Consider the following 26216-nt stretch of genomic DNA (forward strand, 5'->3'; position numbering starts at 1 on the left):
GGTTTAATCGCTCCTATTGGTAAACAGTATTTGTAATGCCTCCTGATGAGCCTCAAATAATTGATGGTAGTTTTGACAAAAGGCGTCTTCATTCGGTTCCACCAGTACCTCAAAGGAAGGCGCTATACCTTTTGCCCAACCGGGTAGGTAGTACCCTTTGGCAGCACACAGTGCATGAATGATCATTTCTACAGTACCACCGGGTCCTCTGACCGTTGGTGCCAAGTGCACATACCACCAGTGAATGCGAGGGATTACCGAAAGGTCGCCAGCCATCGCCTGATCAATTAAACCCTGAACATGCTGTAACCCCGGATTCAGTTGATCAGGATCCGTATGGATAATTAAAGCAGAGTGCTTATGCTTGCCAACATAATGCAAATAATATGCACCAAAAAAATATTCAATTCCATAATTCTTGATTCTGGGGCTGGTCACTATTTGGGTTAGATAAACCTTATTCTCTCCTGCATTACCCACAACCACGCCATAATGTATTTGATCAATTTCAAGGGGGGTTAGTTTATATTTGTCAGAGAGATGGTTAATAAACCTTTCTCCTGCCTTGGTTTTGTGATTGATAAAGAATTCATTATGGGCCAGTGCAACCGCACGTTGTTTAGCGCAGGAATAAGTAGAGTTTAGTGGGGTGTGGGTACAAATGGGATATTTACTCACTAATTGCAGATTATTACGAAGAAGGCCAAATTCTTCAGCACAGTCGTTATTTCTGGTAATCTCAATGTGTTTGCGAGTATTAATTGCTTTCTTAATTAACTCTTCAGCAGTGATTGTCCTTTTAATAATACTGTCTTTTACCCGGTCAACAAATAATCTGAATTCTGAGTTAAAAACATCTGGATCACCATATGGCAGCCAATTATCTCTTTTAACCAGATGATTGGGATTTTCTGGCCGAATCATCAAAGGTGACAGCAACTGTTCATTTTTTACTGGCAAAACCTCAGTTTCTGGTGTTTTTTCAGGGATCTGGCTGGACAGCTGAGGATGCTCCAGGGAATTTTCCGGCCTTTTATCAGCAGTTACTGTTACTTTTCTAAGTGTGCCATCATCGGCTTGGGTGCACTGTTCAGGGGGATTACCGGTGGCATGCTGGATATTGACCATTAAATTTCGATTCGATAACTGTTTTACCGGTATTTTCTGATGTTCAACCGATGATGGCTGAGTGGGCAATGAAGATGAATTTGTCCGACCTGCAATAGGGGGGGCATCATTAATTGTGTTCACAACTTTGAATTCTTTGTTTTAGTGGTTGTAATAATTTTTCTGGATTTCAAGCCATATTCAGCTTAAAAAATCCTTTTAATGTCAGCTGTCAATCAATCAGTTTTAAATCACACGTATCCTCTGAAGACTTTTAAACATTTTCTCTTTGTCGTCTTCGGACAGGTGCCTTGCATTTACCAACCTGACAAAGTCTTTCTGCATGTTATTATCAAATGTTCCTCCATTTTTAAGATATGCGCTGATTTGTTCCACGATCTGGTCACCAAGCTCCATAAGCTTGGGCCTGACCTCAGAATCCAGGTCGTGGTGCTTTTTATTTGCTGGCTTGGCAGAAGACCATTGATCAATATATGCCTGTTGAATAGCCTTGGCCGCATTCATCTGAGCCTGAAAAAAATGAGTGATGGAATCCGGTTCTAAACCAGCCTTCTTAGCAACACACAGTGCCTTCTCAAGCACGATTTTTTCTCTGTTCAAATCTTCAACAGCCCGACCATTCATGTTCTTGAATAAGGCTACAGCTTTCATATAAGTTAGCCGCTGGTTGATTAACTCAAAGATTCCATGTAATTGCTGATTTCTGGCTGGCAAAACCTCAGTTACTGGTGTTGTTTCAGGGGGGGGGCCGGGCTGTAGAGTAAGACCTGTAGAATTTACCAGCCTGGTTTTCGTAGTTATTGCAACTTTTCGAAACGTGCAATCACTGGCTTGGGCACATTGTTCCGGGGGATGCTTGATATTTACCTTTAAATCTGTATTCGATAACTGTTTTACCGGTATTTCTTTATCTTCAACCGATGATTTATCTTCAACCGATGATTTATCATCAACCGATGATGGCTGAGGATATTTGGAAGATGAACTTGTCTGACGTATCGTAGTGGATGCTTGATTAACCGGGTTCACTGATTCGAATCCTTTGTTAAAGAGGGGTAATAATTTTCCTCGATGTCAAACCATTTTCAGGGTAATAACATCACCATAACATGGGCTATCAATCAACAAACTAACTATGTTGTCAGTAATTCTAACGGACAGTCATTTATGAGGCAGGTTTCGGCGCACATTCAGAGTGAGATAAGAAGAATGAGCAGGCAGCAGCAGTGCTGAAGGCAGGAAATGGCTGGATTTTCATCGGTGGAGCAGGAATATGGTATTCGAATCTATTGAGCTATTGGCCAGGCGGGTTCCTGTTCAGCCAGTAACAACCCGGTGGCTCGATGAAACCGGTGTATCCCTGGATATTTTGCGCCTGGATCAACTTGACCCCGAGATCAGCGGTAACAAGTGGTACAAGCTGAAACATAATCTTATTGCCGCGCAGCAGGAGGGCAAATCGGCCATTCTCAGCTTTGGTGGTGCCTGGTCCAACCATATTCATGCACTGGCTGCGGCGGGTCATCGGTTTGGCATGCCAACCATCGGCGTTATCAGGGGAGAGCCGGGGGAATCTCTGTCAGCAACCTTGACCGATGCGGTTAACTGGGGAATGCAATTACAATACCTGTCCAGAAGTGATTATCGTCGAAAGAATGAAGCCGTCTTTGTTAACCATCTTTTGCATCAATCAGGTTTGTCAGCCCGGGATGTGCATGTTGTACCGGAAGGCGGGAGTAATTTGTCCGGTGTACAGGGTTGCCGAGAAATTCTGGCAGCAGGGGGCATCACTGCGGGGAGCTATGATGAGATCTGGCTGGCGTGTGGCACGGGGGCCACGCTGTCAGGGGTGGCGCTGGCTGCGGCAAAAGAGATGCCGCAGACGCAGGTGACCGGTGTCGCCGTCCTTAAAGGAGGCGATTTTCTGCGGGGTGATATTCATCACTACACCAGGCAGGCATTGGCTAACTGGACGCTGTTGACGGACTATCATCATGGCGGTTACGCTCGCACTACCGAGACGTTGCTGTCGTTTATAAAATCCTTTGAGCAGGAGACGGCAATCCCTTTGGATCCGGTATACACCGGCAAAGTCATGTTTGCCATCCGGCATTCACTGGCGGAAAACCTGAAGCAAGGCCTTCCCTGCCGGGGCAGACGGCTGTTAATGGTTCATACCGGAGGGCTTCAGGGGCGGCGCGGAATTGGTTTAAAAATATAAGAGCAATGGTGCAGTAATGAATACTTCAATAGCCCGACAGATTGCCAGAATTGTTCTTGAAGGGTTCAGTGACTATCGAACACGCTTTACTGACATCACCCTGGGTGCCCGGGACCATTTTCTGAAGGCAGACTGGAGTGCTGCACAAAATGCCGCTTCTGACCGGATTAACCTTTACCATGTTGCCGTCACCGATGTGATGACAACCCTGGCATCCCGGATTGAAGCGTCCTATCTCAGCGATAGTAGCTGCTGGCAGGATGTGCATGATGCTTACCTGGATTTGATCTCTTACCGGACCGACCCGGAACTGGCGGAAACCTTTTATAACTCCATCTACCGCAAGTTGTTCAGGGGCGAAGCGGTGAACCCCCGTCACTGTTTTATTCAGTCTGAATTTGATGGTTTTAAGGTTCACAGCGCCAGGGGCATTTATCGATCCTATGCTTTTAATGATAAAAGTAATGACCAAAGCCAGCAGCAGGGGCTGGTCAGTCAGGTTGGCCAGATACTGGATGATTTTCAGTTTGAACTGCCCTGGGAGTACCGGCGCAGGGATATTCGCAATATTATCCATGCGTTGCAGAAAACTCAGCCATCATGGGTCCGGCGCAGTGATGTTCGGGTGGATGTGCTGAAGTGGGTCTTTTATCGGAATAAAGCCGCTTACCTGGTGGGAAGGCTGGTGGCAGGAGACGACCTGCAACCGTTTGTTCTGGCGGTTCTGAATAATGAACAGGGTGCGCTCTACGTTGACGCCCTGCTCTGTGAAAACGACAGTGTTAGTGTGCTGTTCAGCTTTACCCGCTCTTATTTTCTGGTTGATGCCCGGATTCCCTCCGAGTGTATTGAGTTTTTGCACACACTGGTGCCTGAAAAGAAACGTGCCGAGCTTTATAACTCCATCGGTTTCTTCAAGCATGGTAAAAGTGTCTTCTATCGGGATTTTCTCCAGCATTTGCACCACTCTGCTGATCAGTTTGTCATCGCTCCGGGTGTAAAGGGCATGGTGATGTCGGTGTTTATGCTGCCTTCCCTGGATATGGTGTTTAAAGTCATCAAAGATCATTTCGCCCCGCCCAAAGATATCAGCAAGGCCATGGTTAAAGACCGGTACTATCTGGTGAAAACCCATGACCGGGTGGGGCGGATGGCAGATACTCAGGAGTACTCCAACCTGATATTGCCCCGTTCCCGGTTCAGTGATGAGTTGTTGCAGGAGTTGCAGCAGGTAGCTCCCTCTACCGTTATTGTCTATGGCGATAAGGTGCTGATTCGCCATCTATATACTGAGCGGCGAATGATGCCCATGAATATCTATGTTGAACAGCTGGTTGACCATGGCAACGAGCAGGCACTGGAAGCAGTGCTTGATGAGTATGGCCGGGCGATCAAGCAACTGGCCGCCGCCAATATCTTCCCGGGCGATATGCTGCTGAAAAATTTCGGGGTAACTCGCCATGGTCGTGTGGTTTTCTACGATTACGATGAAATTATCTATCTGACCGAGTGCAATTTTCGCGAGATACCGGAGGCGCTCTATCCAGAGCAGGAAATGTCCGCTGAGCCCTGGTATTCCGTTTCACCGGGGGATATTTTTCCGGAAGAGTTCCCGGTGTTTCTATTTCCTGATCTGGCCATCCGCAAACGTTTTATCCGTCTTCATGGTGATCTTTTTACCGCCAGTTACTGGCGCAGTGTTCAGCAGCAGATTACCCAGGGGCAGGTGATGGATGTATTGCCATACACGCCATCACTGCAACTGAAAAAACACCATGTTGACCGGGCTGCTTCCCGGAAAAAAACAGCGCCTGTGGTTTAACAGGCGCTACTTACGGTGTTCACGCTTTTTTCAGATACTTGGTCAACAGAACAATTCTGACACCATTGACACGGCCTTCGATCTGTTCAGGATTACCGGTCAAAGAGATATTGCGTACAGCAGTGCCGCGCTTGGCAGTAAAGCCAGCACCTTTGACCGGCAGATCCTTGATCAGCGTGACTGTATCACCCGCATTCAATACACTGCCGTTGCTATCCAGTGTGGGGGCTGCTGATTCTTCACTGCTTAATTCGGACTCTGCCCACTCACGGGTCTCATCATCCAGATACATCATATCTACCAGGTCCCGGGCCCAGCCTTCCGATGACAGACGGTTGAGCAGACGAAATGCCATAACCTGAACGGCGGGAACCTGGCTCCACATACTGTCACTAATAGGTTTTTGGCCTTGTTGTAACAAGCCAGGTGTTTTGCCGGAGGCAGTTTCCGGCGCTGGCAAAGGCTGGTCAAAACCGGCATTGCAGCCCGGGGCTGCCAGAGCGGGTGAAATTGGCTGCATAATTACGTCCTGTTGAAAAGCTGACTTAATGACTGTTGTTTTTTGGCAATTGATAAAGGTTGGTGAAACCCATGGATGAAACTACGCCATGGAAATAGCCGGGAAACGGGAGTTGGACAAAAGGCTATGGGTAAAGTTCGCTGTCAGCAGCTTGACTGCTCCAACCCCGGGCTGTTGCGGTGCAGCCAGTTCAGACTTTTTTGCGCAGCGGGGTACCCCTGCCTGGCGGCCTTGTCAAACCAGGTCAGGGCCACGGCGTAGTTCTGCTCCACCCCCAGGCCCTTCCGGTGCATCGTGCCCAGATGATATTGCGCAGCGGCGGCACCCTGGTCGGCAGACTTGCGGAACCAGAACAGGGCTTCGGCATAGTTCTGCTCCACCCCCAGGCCCATCAGGTACAACCAGCCCAGGTTGTTTTGTGCATCGGCGTTTCCCCGGTCGGCAGACTTGCGGTACCAGGCCAGGGCCTCGGCATAGCTCTGCTCCACTCCGAGACCGTGTTGGTGCATCCAACCCAGGCTGTGTTGTGCACCGGCGTCTCCCTGGTCGGCGGCCTTGCGGAACCAGATCAGGGCTTCGGCATAGTTCTGCTTTATTCCCAGCCCCTTCAGAAGCACCCAGCCCAGATGATACTGGGCAGCGGCGTGTCCCAGGTCGGCAGACTTGCGGAACCAGATCAGGGCCTCGGCGTAGCTCTGCTCCGCCCCCAGACCCTTCTGGTGCATACAGCCCAGCTGATATTGCGCAGCGGCGTGCCCCTGGTCGGCAGCCTTACCGAACCAGGTCAGGGCTTTGGCGCAGTTCTTCTGCGTCCCCAGCCCCTTAAGGTGCATCCAGCCGAGCTGATATTGTGACGTGGCGTGTCCCTGGTCGGCAGCCTTGTCGTACCAGGTCAGGGCTTCGGTGTGGTTCTGCTCCGTTCCCAGACCCTTATAGTGCATCCAGCCCAGGTTGTTTTGTGCGGGAGCGTGTCCCTGGTCAGCGGCCTTGCAGAACCAGATCAGAGCCTTACCGTGGCTTTGTTCCACCGCCACCCCCTTAAAGTACATCCAGCCCAGGATGTTTTGCGCGGCGGCGTCTCCCTTTTTGGCGGCCTTGCGGAACAAGATAAAGGCCTCGACGGAGTTTTGCTCCGTCTCCAGAAGCAACTCCCTGAGGATCCAGCTCAGATTGTTTTGCGCGGCGGCACTTCCCTGTTTGACACTCTTACGGAACCAGGTCATGGCTTCGGCGTAGTTCTGCTTTACCCCCAGGCCCTTTGAATACATCCAGCCCAGGTCGTTTTGTGCGTCGGCGTCCCCTTGGGCGGCGGCCTTGCGGAACCAGGTGAGAGCCTTGGCGTAGTTCTGCTCCACCTCCAGACCCTTTAAGTACATAGAGCCCAGGTTGTATTGTGCGTTGGCGTCCCCCCGGTCGGCGGCCTTGTGGAACCAGGTCCGGGCCTCGGCGCAGTTCTGCTCAACCCCCAGACCTTTCAGGTACATCCAGCCCAGGTTGTTTTGTGCGTTGGCGTTCCCATGGTCGGCGGCCTTGTAGAACCAGGTCAGGGCCTCGGCGTAGTTCTGCTCCCCCCCCAGACCGTTCAGGTACATCAAGCCCAGGTTGTTTTGCGCTACTTTACTGTTGGTGGTCAAACCCGCCCTGATCAACAGTGCTGCTATTTCCCAACATTGTTGCTTTAACGACAGGGTTAGAGGGTTTTTCCTATCCGGGAACGACCGCTGATCAGGGTTGAGCCCGGTTGACAGAATATCCTCCACATCCTCGATCCGGTTGCCCTCAATTGACTTGAATAGCTCCTTCCGCAGATCTACGGGCCAGGTCATTGAGGGAGTACTGCCCGTTATCAAGCGGCGATCAATTGGACATCGTGAGGATATTCTTACCCAATCGCTTATGCATGCGTGGTGGTATTCATGAGTGCACGGCTGTAGCCTTACGACTGTAGTCGTGTCTTTGATTCGGATCTTTCGAGCCAGGGCCGCTGCAGTGGGAGAGCGCCTTGTACCAAGACTTTCCTTTATTTCATCAAAGCAGATTGCACAAGATTGACTGACACTGTTCATAACTTGTCAGACTTGTTTATCAACCTGAAGTTCCGTGAAAAAGTTGGAGAAAACCGGGGGGCTTTAATCTTGACTGCCTCAGACTTCCCCTTGAGTAGAATCAGGAAGAAACCGACTGAAATCCTGTCGGCTTATCATCCTGCCGGAAGTAACTATACACGATGTTCGACTTTTAACTGACCTAATAGGGCATGGCTGTCCTTTCTGTCTGCTATTAAAAACAGTGGACTCCAAAAAGGATATCAGCCATGCCAGTTGAACAGTTTATCACCACTGTCTTTTGTATGATCGATTATTTGATCAAAGAACTGTCGAACATCGCGTAGGTTTTACAGCCTTTATCGCTCTCTCAGGCCAGTCATCAGGCACAATAAACAAATGCATCTGTTGTTGCAGCGCCTGATGGATTGCCCTGATATACACCGGTCGTTTTTGCGGTTGCAGCTGGCGTATCAGCGCATCATGATCGAGCAACTCTGCAACAGGGTTCTGATTCAACCACTGCACTTTCTGAGGTATCTGGAAGCGGACATCCCTGGTGATGGACCGGGTACTCAGAAGGAAATGGCTTTGAGTTAACCAATAACCTTTCAGGTGATTCTGGTTGCAATACTCGGGTGGCGGGCATTGCGCTGTTATATTCTGTTCTGCCTGAGTTATTAGTTGGATGTCGTTCAGTTGCGGTATGGCTGTTTTATCTGTGCGGTACAGGGGATAAAAAAGCCTTCCCTGTATCAGGATCTCTTTAGCAACCGGCTGGACAATACCCTGCGTTAATAATGTTTCCCGCCCTTCATGGCTATCACTCAACAGGGCTTGATGATGGAGCAGGCGATCCATCTTGCGATCCAGCCGGTCCCTGAGTCCGGGACCGACCCAATGTTGCCATGGAGACCCCATGGCATTGTCAGCTTCACCAGGCATACCCAGATAAAACTTAACGGCCAGCTCCCGATGGATAAACTGGTTTTTCCGCTGGTAGATAAGGTCATATTCACCCAGTGTGGCAGGCTGACCATTTTTCTCACCATTCACCTGCAGGTTAACGGCAATGGTCTGGTTATCAGGCAGCTGGTTCAGCAGGAACTGCCATAGGGTTTCGTTGAAAATGCCGAGCAGGGGATTGCCTTTTTGGTTAACCAGACTTTCCAGAAGGGCCAGTTGCTGTTGGTCAGGAATCACCGGGGCTGTTCCGGCCGGTAAGGGGGAGTCAAGAAAAAGAGGGCTGGTCGTACGATTAAATAACGGCGGGCTGTTTTGTACCCACTCTACTGCCTGTTGTAGAGTGTGATGTATGCTTTGATGTGAAAATCTGTTCATACTGACGTTTATATACTATTACATGGTTTCAATGTAATTGATGGGTTCTTTTTATCAATGGCCTCCAAACTCTGTTCGTCCTGAGGAACCGAAGGACGCTAAGGGTGAACGGAGATTGTACACATCAAAATCATCGAAATAATGTACTATGGATAATATCAGTCAGAATCCACCTTGTTCATCTGCTGAAATACCTGGTAATGATTCTCAATCTGTCAATGAAGAGACAACCCTCACTGGATTTTCGCGAGCTGTTAAGTCTGTTGATCCAAAAAACATTCCCGGGGAAAAGAAAAGTAAGTCAGCCAATGTTCCCCAATATGCATCTCTGATTAGCCGTAAAATCGAACAACTTAACCATCAGGGACGTATTTACCTGTTGCAGGTGGATAAGCCCCCGGATAGTGGCAATATACCCACAGAATCTTCGACAGAGACCCTGCCTGTTAATACCTCCGGGATTTTGCAATACGTATCAAAGGGCGACCTGAGAAGGTTCAACGGCATGGCGAACAATCTCTTTGATCATGAACCGATTAATTGCAGGCATTTGGCCTATGCGTTTGCCACAGGCAAGTTTGGCACGAAAGATGTGGGCAAATTCACGTCCATTGATCGGCTTGATAAAATTTCCCGTCATAGCGGTATTAAAATGGATCAGGCCCTGGATGACACCACGGCTGATGGATATAAAACTGCACAGGAAGGTTATTACTTTGACCGGGCTGGCTTAGGCCAGGCACTTTATACGGCTTGTCAACAGCAGCTGGTCGATAGCGAACAAAATAAAACCTATCTGTTTTCGTCATTGAACCATTTGATGGCTCTAAAGATAAACTGGTCGCCTGAGCGACCGGAAATAAAAATGGCCTTTTATGATCCCAACGACACCCTGAGAGTCCGACGACTCATCGTCCCTGACCTGCAAACCCTGAAGGCGATTAAAATAGAGCACCTTTTCCCGAATTCTTATTCAATCAAATTATATTTCCCCAAGCCTTCTTCGGGTGGATGTTTAACCACGCTAGCGGTTGAGAGCCGGGCCGGTAACTCGTTGGTCAGGATTCTGGCGGATATGAATTCGTCCATCCTGTTTTTAATGCTCAGGAATGGACATTTTTCTTCAAAAATGGTGGATCAATTCATGGGGCAACTGAACCGGCTTGATCCATATAATCAAAAAATTGTCCTGATGGCTAAAAATGACGATGGTGTGCCAGGGCTGTTCATGGCATCACACAGGGGCCATGGGGAGTGCGTCAGGAAATACCTGGATTGGGTCCTGGCCAGCTCCTTGAGCGACGAGGTCAAACAGGATCTGTTGATGGCGAAATCCGACAGTGGTTTTCCCTGGCTCTGCGTGGCAATGCAAAGCGGCCACGGGGAGTGTGTGAAGCGTTACCTGGAGCGGGTGATGGCCAGCTCCCTGAGCAACGAGATCAAACAGAATCTGCTGATGGTGACATCCCCCAAGGGTTATCACGGGCTCTTCGGGGCGCTGCAAAACGGCCACGGGGAGTGTGTGAAGAGTTACCTGGATTGGGTGATGGCCAGCTCCCTGAGCGACGAGGTCAAACAGAATCTGCTGATAGCGAAATCCCCCGATGGTTATCCCGGGCTCTTCGTGGCACTGGGAAATGGCCACGGGGAGTGTGTGCAGAGTTACCTGGATCGGGTCCTGGCCAGCTCCCTGAGCGATGAGGTCAAACAGAATCTGCTGATGGCGAAGTCCCTCAGGGGTTTTTCCGGGCTCTGTGTGGCGCTGCAAAACGGCCATGGTGAGTGCGTCAGGATTTACTGGGATCGGGTGATGGCCAGCCCCTTCAGCGAGGAGGTCAAACTGGATCTGCTGAGGGCGAAATCCGGCTGTGGTTTTCCCGGGCTCTACGTAGCACTGCAAAATGGCCATGGTGAGTGCGTCAGGATTTACTGGGATCGGGTGATGGCCAGCCCCTTCAGCGAGGAGGTCAAACTGGATCTGCTGAGGGCGAAATCCGACAGTGGTTTTTTCGTGCTCTACATAGCACTGCACAATGGCCATAGTGAGTGCGTCAGGATTTACTGGGATCGGGTGATGGCCAGCCCCTTCAGCGAGGAGGTCAAACTGGATCTGCTGAGGGCGAAATCCGACAGTGGTTTTTTCGTGCTCTACATAGCACTGCAAAATGGCCATAGTGAGTGCGTCAGGATTTACTGGGATCGGGTGATGGCCAGCCCCTTCAGCGAGGAGGTCAAACTGGATCTGCTGAGGGCGAAATCCGACAGTGGTTTTTCCGGGCTCTACGTAACACTGCAAAATGGCCATGGTGAGTGCGTCAGGAGTTACTGGGATCTGGTGATGGCCAGCCCCTTCAGCGAGGAGGTCAAACTGGATCTGCTGAGGGCGAAATCAGATTGTGGTTTTCCCGGGCTCTGCGTGGCATTTAAAACTGGCCACGGGGAGTGCGTGAAGAGTTACCTGGATCGAGTCCTGGCCAGCCCCTTCAGCGAGGAGGTCAAACTGGATCTGCTGAGGGCGAAATCCGACAGTGGTTTTCCCGGGCTCTATGTAGCACTGGAAAATGGCCATGGTGAGTGCGTCAGGATTTACTGGGATCGAGTGATGGCCAGCCCCTTCAGCGAGGAGTTCAAACAGGACTTGCTGAGGGCGAAATCCGACAGTGGTTTTCCCGGGCTCTACGTAGCACTGCAAAAGGGCCATGGTGAGTGCGTCAGGATTTACCTGGATCGGGTGATGGCCAGCCCCTTCAGCGAGGAGTTCAAACTGGATCTGCTGAGGGCGAAATCCGGCCGTGGTTTTCCCGGGCTCTACGTAGCACTGCAAAAGGGCCATGGTGAGTGCGTCAGGATTTACTGGGATCGGGTGATGGCCAGCCCCTTTAGCGACGAGGTCAAACTGAATCTGCTGATGGCGACATCCGACACGGGATTTCCGGGGTTGTTTAAGGCGCTGCAAAATGGCCAGGAGGCGTGCGCCAGGGATTACCTGAGTCTGGTTTTGGCCAGTCCCTTCTGCGATGAGGTCAAACAAAACCTGCTAATGGCGACCCGGGGGGATGGTATTTCCGGACTTTACGTGGTACTGAGAAATGGCAAGCAGGAATGCTTCAGGACGTATGTTACACAGATTATAAATATCAGCTTAACCCGGATATTTCATAAACGTGCTCCCGAGCTCGCTGGTCCTTTGTCGCTCTAAGGGAGTTTTGCTCAGTCGACCGTACTCCCCGGTACGGCGCTCCCTCACAAAATCCTCGGAGGCTGACCGAGAATAGCGCCCGTCTAGGCGACCCCGTAGTGAGGATGGCAGAAAATTGAGGATAAAAAGTCGGAAATTTTTAGTGAATAGTGGTTCTATTTGCTAAAAATTTCCGACTTTTTAGACCAATTTGCTGACACCGCAGTAGGGCAGTCTATTCTCGGTCAGCCTCCTCGGCTTTGGCATCCTGCGTCGCCCTATCTCCCACATCCGTGTGGTCGTGCGCGAGATTCGGGGTAGTTTATGAAATATTCGGTCTAAAGCATCTGGCAGACTTTCGTTTATAAAATCCTTTGCCAGAATTTGATACTTATATTGATGATGTCAACAGATGCCAAGAATCACAGACTACGGATAAACACCCATTAGCCTATGTATAATATCAGGCAGAATCCTCCACGCTCATTTGCTGGATCACCACAGAAGGATTTTCAATCTGTCAATGAAGAGATACTCATCACTGGATTTTCGCGAGCCATTAATTCTGTTGACCAAAAAAACATTCCCGGGGAAAAGAAAAGTAAGTTTGCAAATGTTCCCCAACATGCATCTCTGATCAGCCATAAAATCGAACAACTTAATCGTCAGGGGCGCACTTACCTGTTGCAGGTGGATGATAAGCCCGAAGTGGATAAGCCCCTGGATAGTGGCAATACACCCACAGAATCTTCGACAGAGACCCTGCCTGTTAATACCTCCGGGATTTTGCAATACGTATCAAAGGGCGACCTGAGAAGATTCAACTGTAGAGCGAACAATCTCTTTGATCATAAACCGATTGCTTGCAGGCATTTGGCCTATGCGTTTGCTACAGGGAAGTTTGGCTCGAAAGATGTCGGTAAATTCACGTCCATTGATCAGCTTGATAAAATTTCCCGTCACAGCGGTATTAAAATGGATCAGGCCCTGGATGACACCACGGCGGATGGATATAAAATTGCACAGGAAGGTTATTACTTTGACCGGGCAGGCTTGGGCCAGGCACTTTATGCGGCTTGTCAGCAGCAGCTGGTCGATAGCGAACAAAATAAAACCTACCTGTTTTCGTCATTGAACCATTTGATGGCCCTAAAGATAAACTGGTCGCCTGAGCGACCGGAAATAAAACTGGCCTTATATGACCCCAACGACACCCTGAGAGTCCGACGGCTCATTGTCTCTGACCTGCAAACCCTGAAGGCGATTAAAATAGAGCACCTTGTCCCGGATTCTTGTTCAATCAAATCATATTACCCCAAGCCTTCTTTGGGGGGATGTTTAACCACAACAACGGTTGAGAGCCGGGCCGGTAGCTCGTTGGTCAGGATTCTGGCAGATATGAATTCGTCCATCCTGTTTTTAATGCTCAGAAATGGACATTTTTCGTCGCAAATGGTCGATCAATTCATGGGGCAACTGAACCGGCTTGATCCATATAATCAAAAGATTTCCCTGATGGCGAAAAATGACCAAGGTGTACCAGGACTGCACATGGCATTACAAAAGGGCCATGGGGAGTGCGTCAGGAAATACCTGGATTGGGTCCTGGCCAGCTCCTTGAGCGACGAGGTCAAACAGGATCTGTTGATGGCGAAATCCGACAGTGGTTTTCCCGGGCTCTTCGTGGCACTGCAAAACGGCCGCGGAGAATGTGTGAAGAGTTACCTGGATCAAGTGATGGCCAGCTCCCTGAGTGACGAGGTCAAACAGAATCTGCTGATGGTGACATCCCCCAGGGGGTATCCCGGGCTCTTCGCAGCACTGCGAAATGGCCATGTTGAGTGCGTCAGGAATTATCTGGATTGTGTCATGGCCAGCCCCTTCAGCGACGAGTTCAAACAGAACCTGCTGATGGGGAAATCCCCCAAGGGTTCTCCCGGACTCATCGAGGCACTGCGATATGGCCATGATGAGTGCGTCAAGTGTTATCTGGATCGGCTCATGGCCAGCTCCTTGAGTGACGAGGTCAAACAGGAGCTGATGTGGGCGAAATCCAGCGATGGTTTTCCCGGGCTCTACGTAGCACTGCGAAATGGCCATGTTGAGTGCGTGAAGAGTTACGTGGATCGGGTCCTGGCCAGCTCCTTGAGCGACGAGGTTAAACAGTACCTGCTGATGGCGAAGTCCCCCAAGGGTTTTCCCGGGCTCTGCGTGGCGCTGCTAAACGGCCATGGGGAGTGCGTGAAGAGTTACCTGGATCGGGTCCTGGCCAGCTCCCTGAGCGACGAGGTCAAACAGAATCTGCTGAGGGCGAAATCCGGCAGGGGTTTTCCCGGGCTCTTCGTGGCAATGGAAAACGGCTGCGGGGAGTTTGTGAAGAGTTACCTGGATCGGGTCCTGGCCAGCTCCTTGAGCGACGAGGTCAAACACAATCTGCTGATGGCGAAATCCCCCAAGGGTTTACCCGCGCTCTTCGTGGCACTGCAAAATGGCTATGTTGAGTGCGTGAAGAGTTACCTGGATCGGGTCCTGGCCAGCTCCTTGAGTGACGAGGTCAAACAGGACCTGCTTAGGGCGACATCCAGCGATGGTGTTCCCGGGCTCTTCGAGGCACTGCGAAATGGCCATAGTGAGTGCGTCAAGAGTTATCTTGATCGGGTTATGGCCAGCTCCTTGAGCGACGAGGTCAAACAGGACCTGATGAGGGGGAAATCCAACGATGGTTTTCCCGGGCTCTACGTAGCACTGCAAAATGGCCATGTTGAGTGCGTCAGGACATACCTGGATTGTGTCATGGCCAGCCCCTTTAGCGAGAAGGTCAAACAGGACCTGCTGATGGCGAAATCCGGCGATGGTGTTCCCGGGCTCTACGTAGCGCTGCAAAATGGCCATGGTGAGTGCGTCAAGAGTTACTGGGATCGGGTGATGGCAAGCCCCTTAAGTGATGAGGTCAAACTGAATTTGCTGATGGCGAAATCCAGCGCTGGTTTTCCCGGGCTCTATGCAGCACTGCAAAAGGGCCATGGTGAGTGCGTCAGGAGTTACTGGGATCGGGTGATGGACAGCTCCTTCAGCGACGAGGTCAAACTGAATCTGCTGAGGGCGAAATCCGACAGTGGTTTTCCCGGGCTCTACATAGCACTGCAAAATGGCCATGGTGAGTGCGTCAAAAGTTACTGTGGGCGGGTGATGGACAGCTCCTTCAGCGATGAGATCAAACTGGATCTGCTGATGGCGAAATCCGGTAAGGGTTTTACCGGGTTGTTCAAGGCGCTGCAAAATGGCCATGAGGCGTGCGTCAAGGATTACATGAGTCTGGTCATGGCCAGTCCTTTCAGCGATGAGGTCAAAAAAAAACTGCTGATGGCGACCTGGGGCGATGATATTTCCGGACTCTACGTGGTAATGAAAAATGGCAAACGGGAATGCTTCGAGACGTATGTTACACAGGCTATTAATAGCGTCTTGAGTAACGATTCAAAACAATCAATGATATCGTCGACTCAGGCTAACTGAACGACCTTGTCCCGGATTCTGATTTGCATCAAATTATGTTATTCCGAGCCTTCTTTGGGTGGATCGCCACTCTGCTGTCTGTTGAAGAACCTGTTGTAGAACCTGTTGAAGACTATGATGTATGCTTTGATGTAAAAATCTGTTCATGACTAACGTATACTAACTCACATTCTAAGGCGACATCACCGAGTTTATGGAACACTTCAAAATTGTCGGAGTAACCGGCCGCCAGGGGCGTATTCAGGTGGAGGATACTCTAAGGCATCTGGCAGACTTTCTGCGGAAGCGGGGGGCGACCGTAGTTCTGGATGAACAGCTGGACGGTCTGTTGCCTGCTCACTCCTTTACCATGATCAGTCGTGAGCAAATGGGGCAGCAGTGTGACCTGGTGATCGTTGTGGGTGGTGATGGCAGTATGCTGGGCGCTGCCCGCACACTGGCGCTGTACGATATTCCCGTGATCGGTATCAACCGCGGGCGATTGGGTTTTTTGACCGATATCTCCCCGGATGAGCTGGATGACCAGCTGGCAGAAGTGCTTGAGGGACGCTACCTGGCCGAGAGTCGTTTTCTTCTTGAGGCCCGGGTCCGCCGCCAGGGCAAGGTGATTGGTCAGGGGGATGCGTTAAATGATGTGGTGCTGCATCCCGGCAAGTCGACCCGAATCATTGAGTTTGAACTGTATATCGATGGGCAGTTCGTCTATAAGCAGCGGGCAGATGGCTTGATTATTGCCACGCCAACCGGTTCAACCGCTTACGCGCTGTCCGGCGGTGGTCCCATTATGCACCCCAGGCTGGACGCCATTGTTCTGGTGCCCATGTATCCCCACATGTTAACCAACCGCCCCCTGGTGGTGGATGGCGATAGCGAGCTGAAACTGGTGATTCGCCATGAAAACACCATATCCCCGCAGATCAGCTGTGATGGACAGATTCATATCACCTCGGCACCGGGGGATGAAATCACGATTCATAAGAAGTCTCAGCGTTTAAAGCTGCTGCACCCTCTGAACCATAATTTTTATGAGTCCTGTCGTTCCAAGTTGCGTTGGAACTATCAGGAAGAGCGCTGTTAATTCAAGGACTTTTTTCACGTTATGCATAGGGCATTGGAACTCCCCGGAGACATCGACCTGAGCGACCTATCCTACTTTCTCTATGCCCGGGGGATTCCCCATAAGGTCACAGAAGAGTCAGGCAAACAGGTGATCTGGACTGAGAATGAGGAAAAGTCCCGTATTGTTACCAGCCTTTACCAGCAGTGGCAGTCCGGTGATTTAAAAGTGCTGGCAGCGCCCCCCAGGGCTGGTGTGAATGCGGGTGCTTTGCTCAAGAGTATTCCCTGGCAGAGCATACCGGTCACCTTGCTGTTTATGGTGGCCTGTATGGTGGTCGCGCTGATCACCCGGGCCGGTGCCAACTGGCAGGCAATAGCCTGGTTCTCCTTTATTCCCTTCGAGGTGGCCAACGGCTATCTCTACTTTGGCAGTTTTGGCATGGGGCTCGATCAGGGGGAGTACTGGCGGCTGATCAGTCCGATCTTTCTTCATTTTGGCCTGAGCCATCTGGCGTTCAATATGCTGGCTCTGTATATTTTTGGCAGTCGGCTGGAGACTCGTCAGGGGGGCATTCATCTACTGGCCATCATCGTTTTTACTGCGGTGATTTCCAATGTTACCCAGTATTTCTGGGGTGGCGATGATACTATTTTTGGTGGCTTTTCCGGTGTGGTGTACGGCCTGATGGGGTATTGCATGACCCGGGAAAGGGTGGACCGGAACTGGCAGTTTGGACTCCCGCCGTTTTACTACGGCTTTATGCTGACCTGGCTGGTGGTGGGTTATACCGGCGTTCTGGGTACTATTGGCTTTGGTAATATGGCCAATGCCGCACATACCGGAGGTCTTGTTGCAGGTTGTCTGCTGGGTGCCATTGCCGGTTTACTGTTTAAAGAAAAAGATTGAAAAGGATTCGATACCATGCAGTTAGATGCTTTTCTGGAGAAGATGACGCCTGCTATTCATCAGGCATTGAAGTTGGCTCTGGAGCTGGGTAAGTGGCCTGATGGCCGGGCCATGACGGAAGAAGAACGGGATGTCAGCCTGCAGGCGGTGATTGTTTATGAACACGAACACCTGCCAGAGTCAGAGCGGGTCGGCTATATGCCCGGCAAATGCAAATCCGGTGGTACATCGTCCAAAGAGGACAGCTCTGCTGAAGAGGCCACCATTCTTCGTTTCAGGAACTGAACATTCTCTCTTTATGTTGATGTCGCTCTGTTGGTTGATAACAGGGCCGTTCTTACCCTACACAAGAGTACAACTGTGTCCGAAAGTACCATCACCGGATCGCTCAGTAAAATGCATTCAGACCTGTTGACCGGGACTGAAAACAGCAAGAGCCAGGTTACCTACCAACTGCCCGTTGGCGATCAATTGCTGCCATTGAATGAGCTGCTGGGACAAAAGTTGTCCATGCAGTACCAGGGGGAAATTCATTGCTGCCACTGTGGCCGGAAAACCAAAAAGAGTTTTAACCAGGGGTTCTGTTATCCCTGTTTTAAAAAGTTGCCCCAGTGTGACAGCTGCATTATGAGTCCGGAAAAGTGCCATTATCATCAGGGCACCTGCCGTGATCCCGCCTGGGGAGAAACTTTCTGTATGACAGATCATGTCGTCTATCTGGCCAACTCATCCGGTCTGAAAGTTGGCATTACCCGGGCAACCCAGGTGCCAACCCGCTGGATTGACCAGGGTGCCACGCAGGCCATGCCATTTATTCGCGTGGCGACCCGACAGCAATCAGGGCTGCTGGAAGTGATTTTCAAGGAATTTATCAATGACCGGACCAACTGGCGGGCTATGCTGAAGGGACCCGCTGACCCTCTGGACCTGCAGGATACCGCCCGGGAACTGTTGGACATGAACAATAGTCGGATTACCGCATTGCAGGAGCAATTTGGCATTCAGGCGATACAACCTTTGGCAGGTGTAAAGTCAGATATTGACCCGTCTGCCGTACTGAATATTGATTACCCGGTGATTGAATACCCCGCCAAAGTGACATCCCGATCCTTTGACAAGGAGCCGCTGATTGAAGGCACGCTATTGGGTATTAAGGGACAGTATCTGATTTTTGATAATGGTGTGGTCAATATTCGTAAACATACCGCCTATAAGGTGAGCGTGGCTGTAAATTAATCACAGTCCCTGTGCAAACGCTTATGAAAAAGACAACAGGATGGACAAGATGAAAGACTCGCAACCAAAAGCGATTTACCTGAAAGATTATCAGGCACCTGACTACTGGATTGATCAGACCAACCTGACCTTTGATCTGTTTGAAGACCATACGATGGTTACCTCAGTGCTGAGTATTCGTCGTAATCCTGATAATCCGTCAGCCAGCGCTGCAGAAAACGCTCCCCGGAACAAGCTTCCTGAGCTGGTACTGGTGGGGGATGACCTTGAACTTCTTTCTCTTGAAATTGATGACCAGCCATTTCCGGACTTCGTGGAAGAGGGAGGTTTTCTCAGGATTGCCACACCCACAGAAGCGTTCACTTTAAAAACCGTCTGCCGTATCAAACCCCAGGAAAACACCTCCCTGGAAGGGCTCTATAAATCCAATGGTATGTTTTGTACCCAGTGCGAGGCAGAAGGTTTTCGCAAGATTACCTACTACCTGGACCGTCCTGATGTGATGTCCCGGTTTATCACCCGAATCACCGCCGACAAGACAGCGTATCCGGTGCTTCTCTCCAATGGTAATGATATTGAGCGTGGCGAGCTGGACCATGGCAGGCACTTTGTCACCTGGGAAGACCCCTTCAAAAAGCCAAGCTACCTGTTTGCCCTGGTCGCGGGTAATTTGCAGTATGTGGAAGATCACTTTACCACCATGAGTGGCCGTGAGGTGACACTGAGGCTGTTTACCGAAGCGCACAATATTGACCAGTGCGATCATGCCATGATCTCTCTGAAGAAATCCATGAAGTGGGATGAACAGGTCTATGGTCGTGAATACGATCTGGATATTTTCATGATCGTCGCCGTTGATCATTTCAATATGGGTGCCATGGAAAACAAAGGTCTGAATATCTTTAATTCAGCCTGTGTGCTGGCCAGTCCGGAAACGGCGACAGATGCCCGCTTCCAGCGGGTTGAAGCGATTGTTGCCCACGAATATTTCCACAACTGGTCCGGTAACCGGGTTACCTGCCGGGATTGGTTTCAGCTGAGTCTGAAAGAAGGGTTTACCGTGTTCCGGGATTCGGAATTTTCCGCGGATATGAACTCCCGGGGGGTAAAACGCATTGAGGATGTCAACATTCTCCGTACCGCCCAGTTTGCTGAAGATGCCGGGCCAATGGCGCATCCGGTAAGACCTGAGTCGTTTATTGAGATTTCCAATTTCTATACCGTCACCGTTTATGAAAAAGGGGCGGAAGTCGTACGGATGATTCATGGCATTCTTGGGCCAGAGGATTTCCGCAAAGGGTCAGATCTTTACTTTGAGCGCCATGATGGTCAGGCCGTGACCTGCGAAGATTTTGTCAAAGCCATGGAAGATGCTTCTGGCCGCGACCTGGGCCAGTTCCGCCGCTGGTACAGCCAGGCAGGTACGCCAGTACTTAAGGTCAGTGATGAATACGATGAAGAGAACAAGCAGTACCGGCTGACCATTGAGCAATCCTGTCCTGCGACACCGGGGCAGAAAGAAAAGCTGCCATTCCATATTCCTGTGCGTATCGGCCTGCTGGACGGAGAGGGTGAGGATCTGCCGCTTAATAACGCAGGAGACACCGATCAGGTACTGGATGTTAAACAGGAAAAGGAAACATTCACCTTTGACAATATAGAAGAGCGCCCACTGCCTTCTATATTAAGAGGGTTCTCTGCGCCGGTGCGGGTCAGGTATGACTATTCCCGTGATGACCTGCTGTTCCTGATGGAAAACGACAGCGATCACTTTAACCGCTGGGATGCCAGCCAGCGTCTGGCCAGTGGTGTGATTGATGAAATGGTGGCGGCCCTGGAACAGGGCAGGGAGTGCAGCCCGGATGAAAGCCTGATCAAGGCGTTCGGGACGATTATCACCGATGAGTCGCTGGATCTGGCGGTGAAAGCCGAGATGCTGTCATTGCCATCGGAAGCGTCCCTGGCGGAACAGGCGATTGAGGTTTACCCGCAGTTTATTCATCAGGCACGCTTGACCGTCAAGAATGCGATTGCCTCTGCGCACCGTGAGTCACTGGAAACTCTGTGGCGCTCTTTAAGCATCAATAAGCCTTACCGACCTGAGGCGGAAGATATTGCTGAACGCACGCTGAAAAATATCAGTCTGTCCTATCTGACCAGTCTGGATGATAAAGGCATGTTGGCGCTGGCGGAGCAGCAGTATCACGGCGCGTCCAATATGACCGATCGTTTTGCAGCACTGGTCAGTATCGTTAATGCTGGCTGTCAGAATCGTGAGCTGGTTGAGGAAGTGCTGGCGGATTTCCGGGAACGTTATCAGGATGATACCAATGTCATGGACCAGTGGTTGTCGGTACAGGCCGCCAGTCCATCACTGGGAACCCTGGAACATGTTCTGGCACTGATGCAGCATGAGATTTTTGATGCCACCAGTCCTAACAAGCTGCGTTCTGTGCTGGGTGGTTTTGCCGGCAATATGAAGCAGTTTCACCGTGTGGATGGCCTGGGGTATGAGTTCCTGACGGATCAGTTGCTGGATCTCGATAAGAAAAACCCGCAGATCGCTGCACGGCTGATGACGCCTTTAACCCGCTGGCGTAAATTTGAGCCTGGCTGTCGTGAACGTATGCGTAAGGCATTGGAGAGAATTAAAGCAACGCCCGGCCTTTCTTCTGATGTTTATGAAGTAGTCACCAAGAGCCTCTGAGGTTTCGATTTAAGCCGGCTTCCTGAACAAGGTGCCGGCTTCCACAAGCATTCGCCTCGTTCGTTCAGTGGCACCCACAATAGCAGTGCTGGTGCCATGACCAGATCGCATGTAAATCGATGGCAATGATTAAGCCGTGCGTTTCCACACCAGCTTATCGGCGAAATCACCATCGGTGGCGCTGAGGGTTAGCAGATCACCGTCAAACTCATACTTTCTTTCCAGAACAGTACCTATCCACTGGGGTATCAGACTGTTTTTAATATGGTGTTGTACCCTATCTCCGCTCACAGTAAATGGGCCGCAATAGGCAACATAGCCCATGGCGGAGCGGCAGAAGAGTTCTTTTAGCCGATCAAACTTCTGTTGTTTTTCAGCGGTCAATTCTGGTGCCTGGATACCTGCCGGGGGGGCGAGTTGCATACGGGCGGCAAACAGATGGCGACGATCCTGCGGTACGGGCGGACGATCTGTTTCCATCAGGGTGGCTGATACCCAACCGTTTTCAGTGTAGATAATATGGCCTTCGGAATTACCGTCAAATGGGTAGACAACATAGCCGGATGGTTTGTGGGTAACGGACCATTCCTCAAGAGCCCAGACGCCGACAAAGTCGTTAGTGTCAGTCATTCTGTGTTCTCCTGCCGGGGGGTGTTGCCACCTTGGTGCCTTGATAGTACGAGCTGTTTGTTATTCATGACAGGTGCCTTTTTTTATCGTTTTTTATAATGTAAAACCGTTGGCTCGGCTAAAGCAGGCGTATACTAACACAAATTGCCGTTTATTATGCTCAAAAGCCGCTGGCAAAAAATAGCCTCCCTGGCACAGCTGGTCACTACCGATGGCGATACCCTGCAATGAACACAACATGACCAGGCGGACAGATGGCTTTTTTTATCCATAATCGTTTTATTTTCAATATCTACACCCGGATAGACTTCGCTGTTCAATAATGTTTGTTTATACTCGTCTCACTAAAAACAAGAATATAAAAAGAAGGGAAGTCGTATGCCTGTTGCCATTCTGTCTTTCGTATTACTGTCTGTTGCAATCTTGTCAGCCGAATCGGTGTATGCCTTATCTTCAAAGCCTCCTGTTGACCGCCCGGCGGTCCAGTCCATAAAGGCAGCCAACAGTCTTCTATTGGATGTGACCCGTACTGATGGTGGTGTAAGGCTGGTTTCAGTGGGTGAACGTGGTCACATTGTCTACTCCGATGATCACGGGGTCAGCTGGCAGCAGGCCAGTGTGCCAACCATGCAAATGCTGACGGCGGTGCACTTTCCCTCAGAAACGATTGGCTATGCCGTCGGTCACGATGCCATAGTGCTGAAGACAGAAGATGGTGGCGAAACCTGGCAGCAGATGTATGTTGATCGTGAGGCAACAGTACCGTTGCTGGATGTATGGTTTAGCGACAGCCTTCACGGCTTTGCCGTGGGTGCGTACGGTTACATTATTGAAACGGTAGACGGCGGCAAGAGCTGGGAATTTATCGATGGCCGTATCGCCAATGACGATGAGTTTCACTACAACGCCATTAACGACGATGGTCAGGGCAACCTGTTTCTGGCCGGTGAGGCCGGTATTCTCTTTCGCTCTTCTGACGCGGGCCAGTCCTGGGTAACTCTGGAGAGCCCGTATGAAGGTTCCTGGTTTGGTGTAAGTGGCGGGCATGGTCGTGTTCTGGTTCATGGTTTGCGGGGTAATATTTATCAGAGTGCGGACCTGGGGGAGACCTGGCAACCACTCAGCTCCGGTACCGATCAAACCCTGTTTGGTTCCACCAAACTGACCGATGGCAGTATTGCGCTGGTTGGCAATTCCGGGGCGGTACTGACCGGGTCTGGCGCGGAGCTGGCTTCAGGTACCAACAGTGGTCTGTCGGTTTCACACCGGCCGGACCGGATGACACTGAGTGCACTGGCACCGAGCAGTGATGGGTTTATTGTGGTTGTTGGCCAGGGTGGTGCCTACCGGATGACCCTGGAAGGCAGTGTGTTGGAGTAGAAACAGTTTTATATTGTACGACTGTGAACGTATTTTAAGTAAGCTTTAAAAATAATAACTAAAAGATCCGGGGCAGCCAGTTATGTCGTCTTTTCATCATTCATCCCAATCCTCTCTATCCAGGGAAGGCAGCGAACCAATAGTGGAACGGATGATTTTCAATAATCGTCTGCGGGTTTGCCTGTTGTTCCTGCTGGTCTCACTGTTTCTCACCTGGCAGATGGTGACCGGACTGCGGATGGATGCCAGTTTCCAGAAAATGGTGCCGCTGGAACACCCTTTTATCCAGAATATGCTTCGTCATATGGAAGAGGGGGGCAACTCCGGAAATACCATTCGCATAGCGGTGGCTCCCCGGGATGGCGATATTTTTTCCGCTGAGTATATGGAGTTGCTCAAGCAGATTAATGATGAAGTGTTTTATCTTCCGGGGGTTGATCGAGGCAATCTGAAGTCCCTCTGGACGCCATCGGTTCGCTGGATTGAAGTAACGGAAGAAGGCTTTACCGGTGGGACGGTGATTCCTGACACTTATGACGGCAGTCGGGCCAGCCTGGACCAGCTTCGGGAAAATATTCTGAAATCCGGCCAGGTCGGAAGGATCATTGCCAACGATTTCCGTTCCAGTATCGTCAGTGCACCGTTGTTTGAGAAACATCCGGAAACCGGCGAAAGCCTGGATTACCAGCACCTTTCTGCGCAACTGGAAGTGCTGCGCAGCAAATATGCGGCACAGGGTGTTGATTTGCATATTACCGGAATTGCCAAGATTTTTGGGGACCTGTTCGAAGGCGTGAAAGCCATTGTCTGGTTCTTTATTATCGCCCTTGGCGTTACCAGCCTCCTGTTATTCCTCTATTCCCGCTGTCTGAAAAGCACCTTTATTCCGCTGTTGACGTCCATCATCGCGGTGGTCTGGCAGATGGGGCTGTTGGCTACCCTTGGCTATGGTCTTGATCTTTACTCGGTTCTGGTGCCTTTTCTGGTGTTTGCCATTGGCGTGAGCCACGGTGTCCAGATCATTAACAGTATCAGTGCCGAAACGGCCCGGGGGGCAAACTCCCTGACCGCTGCACGGCGGACATTCCGAGCCCTGTATATTCCCGGCATGGTGGCACTGATTTCTGATGCCATCGGTTTCCTTACCCTGCTGGTGATTGATATTCAGGTGATTCAGGATCTGGCGATTACCGCCAGTGTCGGGGTTGCTACCATCATTTTAACCAACCTGGTTCTGCTGCCGGTGCTGATGTCGTTTATCACAGTCAGCAAACGCTCCGTTGACCATGCCAGAAAGAGCCAGCAGCAGGAGTCCCGGGTCTGGCAAGTGGTCGCCAAACTGGCCAGCCCGAAGGTCATGCCGGTGTCTATCCTGATTGCCCTGCTGGGCTTTGCTGCGGGTGCTTACAAGGCAACTGACCTGAAAATTGGTGATCTTGACCCCGGTGCTCCGGAGTTTCATCCGGACTCCCGCTACAACCTGGATAACCTGTTTATTAATAGCCATTACGCCACCAGTGCCGATCTGTTCGTCACCTATCTGGAAACTCAGCCCGAAGGTTGTAGCCGTTATCCGGTGATGGATGCCATCGACCGATATATGTGGCATATGGAGAATGTGCCGGGGGTTCAGTCTGCGCTCTCGCTGGTCACCGTGTCCAAGCAGGTGATTAAAGGGTTGAATGAGGGAAGTCTGAAATGGCAAAGCCTCTCCCGTAACCCCTATGTGCTGAACAACTCGGTGGGGAATGCGGCTGGACTGTTTAATGCCGACTGTTCCAGTGCGCCGATTATCCTGTTCCTGGATGATCACAAGGCCGAAACGCTGGAGCGGGTGGTTCAGGCGACCCAGGCGTTTGCTGCTATCAATAACACCGAAGAGTTCCAGTTTGTCATGGCCAGCGGTAATGCCGGAGTAGAAGCGGCCATCAATGAGATTATTGCCCAGGCGCAGAATAAAATGCTGTTCTGGGTGTATGCGGTGGTCAGTATTCTCTGCCTGATTACCTTCCGTTCAGTGAAAGCGGTGCTCTGCATTATTATTCCACTGGGACTGACTTCGGTGCTCTGTCAGGCGCTGATGTCTTACCTGGGGATCGGTGTGAAAGTGGCGACCCTGCCGGTTATTGCCCTGGGTGTGGGGATTGGCGTGGATTACGGAATATATATCTACAGTCGTTTAGAGAGTTTTATGAGGCAGGGTATGTCTCTGGAAGAAGCCTATTACGCAACGCTGAAAATAACGGGTAAGGCCGTTACCTTTACCGGTGTAACCCTGGCCATTGGCGTTGGTACCTGGATCTTCTCACCACTGAAATTCCAGGCGGATATGGGTATTTTGCTGACCTTTATGTTTGTCTGGAATATGGTTGGGGCTATTTGGTTGTTGCCTGCTTTGGCCAGGTTGTTGTTGGTGCCTCGGGTTGGGAAAGAGCTTTTGGTTGAAGCATAAAAAAGTTGGCAGTGGGCAGTGGGCAGTGGGCAGATTTTTGTGGGGGGTATTGGAAAGTTGCTCACTGGTGGTTC

Annotated in this window: 17 protein-coding genes and 1 pseudogene; 11 read left to right on the forward strand and 7 right to left on the reverse strand. The window is 50.8% G+C overall.

Annotation, left to right across the window (positions count from 1 at the left end):
• Positions 1-3: 3 nt before the first annotated feature.
• Both J7439_RS06410 and aroQ read right to left on the reverse strand, forming a co-directional pair.
• Positions 4-1251, reverse strand: a complete 1248-nt coding sequence (locus J7439_RS06410; RefSeq protein ID WP_209201001.1) for a hypothetical protein — start codon at positions 1249-1251, stop codon at positions 4-6.
• A 102-nt stretch (positions 1252-1353) separates the two neighbouring features.
• Positions 1354-2157 carry a gamma subclass chorismate mutase AroQ gene (aroQ, locus tag J7439_RS26950; protein WP_209201002.1) on the reverse strand — a complete coding sequence of 268 codons (804 nt, stop codon included), beginning with the start codon at positions 2155-2157 and terminating at the stop codon, positions 1354-1356.
• 244 nt (positions 2158-2401) lie between these two features.
• Here aroQ and J7439_RS06420 point away from each other — a divergent pair, with 244 nt between their 5' ends.
• Positions 2402-3349 (forward strand): 1-aminocyclopropane-1-carboxylate deaminase/D-cysteine desulfhydrase, encoded by a 948-nt coding sequence (locus tag J7439_RS06420; protein ID WP_209201003.1) that lies wholly within the window; start codon positions 2402-2404, stop codon positions 3347-3349.
• Between the two features lie 16 nt (positions 3350-3365).
• Positions 3366-5171, forward strand: coding sequence for a bifunctional isocitrate dehydrogenase kinase/phosphatase (gene aceK, locus J7439_RS06425; RefSeq protein WP_209201004.1), 1806 nt, complete (start codon positions 3366-3368; stop codon positions 5169-5171).
• 19 nt (positions 5172-5190) lie between these two features.
• On the opposite strand, the gene J7439_RS06430 is transcribed toward aceK, so the two are convergent.
• The 4 genes and pseudogenes from J7439_RS06430 to J7439_RS06440 all read right to left on the reverse strand — a co-directional run bounded on the left by J7439_RS06430 (position 5191) and on the right by J7439_RS06440 (position 9077).
• Positions 5191-5691, reverse strand: a complete 501-nt coding sequence (locus tag J7439_RS06430) for an alkylphosphonate utilization protein (protein ID WP_209201005.1) — start codon at positions 5689-5691, stop codon at positions 5191-5193.
• A 143-nt stretch (positions 5692-5834) separates the two neighbouring features.
• Entirely contained in the window at positions 5835-7517 is a 1683-nt protein-coding gene (locus J7439_RS06435; protein ID WP_286198232.1) for an SEL1-like repeat protein, read from the reverse strand.
• Between the two features lie 39 nt (positions 7518-7556).
• Positions 7557-7757 (reverse strand): annotated as a pseudogene (locus J7439_RS26955) (RING finger domain-containing protein); the annotation flags it as partial.
• Between the two features lie 300 nt (positions 7758-8057).
• On the reverse strand, positions 8058-9077 hold the full coding sequence (locus tag J7439_RS06440; RefSeq protein WP_209201007.1) for a DUF1853 family protein: 1020 nt from the start codon (positions 9075-9077) through the stop codon (positions 8058-8060).
• Positions 9078-9225: 148 nt separating this feature from the next.
• Here J7439_RS06440 and J7439_RS06445 point away from each other — a divergent pair, with 148 nt between their 5' ends.
• From J7439_RS06445 to pepN, 7 genes are all read left to right on the forward strand, one after another.
• Complete coding sequence (locus J7439_RS06445) at positions 9226-12276, forward strand: ShET2/EspL2 family type III secretion system effector toxin (protein WP_209201008.1); 3051 nt, start codon at positions 9226-9228, stop codon at positions 12274-12276.
• Between the two features lie 432 nt (positions 12277-12708).
• Complete coding sequence (locus J7439_RS06450) at positions 12709-15771, forward strand: ShET2/EspL2 family type III secretion system effector toxin (RefSeq protein WP_209201009.1); 3063 nt, start codon at positions 12709-12711, stop codon at positions 15769-15771.
• A 193-nt stretch (positions 15772-15964) separates the two neighbouring features.
• Positions 15965-16849, forward strand: coding sequence for an NAD(+) kinase (locus J7439_RS06455; RefSeq protein WP_209201010.1), 885 nt, complete (start codon positions 15965-15967; stop codon positions 16847-16849).
• 21 nt (positions 16850-16870) lie between these two features.
• Positions 16871-17737, forward strand: coding sequence for a rhomboid family intramembrane serine protease (locus J7439_RS06460; RefSeq protein WP_209201011.1), 867 nt, complete (start codon positions 16871-16873; stop codon positions 17735-17737).
• A 15-nt stretch (positions 17738-17752) separates the two neighbouring features.
• Positions 17753-18022, forward strand: a complete 270-nt coding sequence (locus J7439_RS06465) for a YeaC family protein (protein WP_209201012.1) — start codon at positions 17753-17755, stop codon at positions 18020-18022.
• A gap of 111 nt (positions 18023-18133) precedes the next feature.
• Positions 18134-18973: a DUF2797 domain-containing protein gene (locus tag J7439_RS06470; RefSeq protein ID WP_286198237.1), complete on the forward strand. Its 840-nt coding sequence runs from the start codon at positions 18134-18136 to the stop codon at positions 18971-18973.
• Between the two features lie 49 nt (positions 18974-19022).
• Entirely contained in the window at positions 19023-21680 is a 2658-nt protein-coding gene (pepN, locus tag J7439_RS06475) for an aminopeptidase N (RefSeq protein ID WP_209201014.1), read from the forward strand.
• Between the two features lie 129 nt (positions 21681-21809).
• On the opposite strand, the gene J7439_RS06480 is transcribed toward pepN, so the two are convergent.
• On the reverse strand, positions 21810-22310 hold the full coding sequence (locus tag J7439_RS06480) for a lipocalin-like domain-containing protein (RefSeq protein ID WP_209201015.1): 501 nt from the start codon (positions 22308-22310) through the stop codon (positions 21810-21812).
• 378 nt (positions 22311-22688) lie between these two features.
• On the opposite strand from J7439_RS06480, the gene J7439_RS06485 reads away from it, so the two are divergent.
• On the forward strand, positions 22689-23690 hold the full coding sequence (locus tag J7439_RS06485) for a YCF48-related protein (RefSeq protein ID WP_209201016.1): 1002 nt from the start codon (positions 22689-22691) through the stop codon (positions 23688-23690).
• Between the two features lie 82 nt (positions 23691-23772).
• Positions 23773-26142, forward strand: coding sequence for an efflux RND transporter permease subunit (locus tag J7439_RS06490; protein ID WP_209201017.1), 2370 nt, complete (start codon positions 23773-23775; stop codon positions 26140-26142).
• The last annotated feature ends 74 nt before the right edge of the window (positions 26143-26216 follow it).

The organism is Salinisphaera sp. G21_0 (genome assembly GCF_017744115.1).
Lineage (GTDB): Bacteria > Pseudomonadota > Gammaproteobacteria > Pseudomonadales > Endozoicomonadaceae > Endozoicomonas.

What these genes read in the sequence shown, in the direction of transcription:
- J7439_RS06440 (WP_209201007.1), bottom strand. Translation starts at nt 9,077, where the DNA reads ATGAACAGATTTTCACATCAAAGCATACATCACACTCTACAACAGGCA.
- aceK (WP_209201004.1), top strand. Translation starts at nt 3,366, where the DNA reads ATGAATACTTCAATAGCCCGACAGATTGCCAGAATTGTTCTTGAAGGG.
- J7439_RS06420 (WP_209201003.1), top strand. Translation starts at nt 2,402, where the DNA reads ATGGTATTCGAATCTATTGAGCTATTGGCCAGGCGGGTTCCTGTTCAG.
- pepN (WP_209201014.1), top strand. Translation starts at nt 19,023, where the DNA reads ATGAAAGACTCGCAACCAAAAGCGATTTACCTGAAAGATTATCAGGCA.
- J7439_RS06460 (WP_209201011.1), top strand. Translation starts at nt 16,871, where the DNA reads ATGCATAGGGCATTGGAACTCCCCGGAGACATCGACCTGAGCGACCTA.
- J7439_RS06455 (WP_209201010.1), top strand. Translation starts at nt 15,965, where the DNA reads ATGGAACACTTCAAAATTGTCGGAGTAACCGGCCGCCAGGGGCGTATT.
- J7439_RS06465 (WP_209201012.1), top strand. Translation starts at nt 17,753, where the DNA reads ATGCAGTTAGATGCTTTTCTGGAGAAGATGACGCCTGCTATTCATCAG.
- J7439_RS06435 (WP_286198232.1), bottom strand. Translation starts at nt 7,517, where the DNA reads ATGACCTGGCCCGTAGATCTGCGGAAGGAGCTATTCAAGTCAATTGAG.
- J7439_RS06470 (WP_286198237.1), top strand. Translation starts at nt 18,134, where the DNA reads ATGCATTCAGACCTGTTGACCGGGACTGAAAACAGCAAGAGCCAGGTT.
- J7439_RS06445 (WP_209201008.1), top strand. Translation starts at nt 9,226, where the DNA reads ATGGATAATATCAGTCAGAATCCACCTTGTTCATCTGCTGAAATACCT.
- J7439_RS06450 (WP_209201009.1), top strand. Translation starts at nt 12,709, where the DNA reads ATGTATAATATCAGGCAGAATCCTCCACGCTCATTTGCTGGATCACCA.
- J7439_RS06490 (WP_209201017.1), top strand. Translation starts at nt 23,773, where the DNA reads ATGTCGTCTTTTCATCATTCATCCCAATCCTCTCTATCCAGGGAAGGC.
- J7439_RS06430 (WP_209201005.1), bottom strand. Translation starts at nt 5,691, where the DNA reads ATGCAGCCAATTTCACCCGCTCTGGCAGCCCCGGGCTGCAATGCCGGT.
- J7439_RS06485 (WP_209201016.1), top strand. Translation starts at nt 22,689, where the DNA reads ATGCCTGTTGCCATTCTGTCTTTCGTATTACTGTCTGTTGCAATCTTG.
- J7439_RS06480 (WP_209201015.1), bottom strand. Translation starts at nt 22,310, where the DNA reads ATGACTGACACTAACGACTTTGTCGGCGTCTGGGCTCTTGAGGAATGG.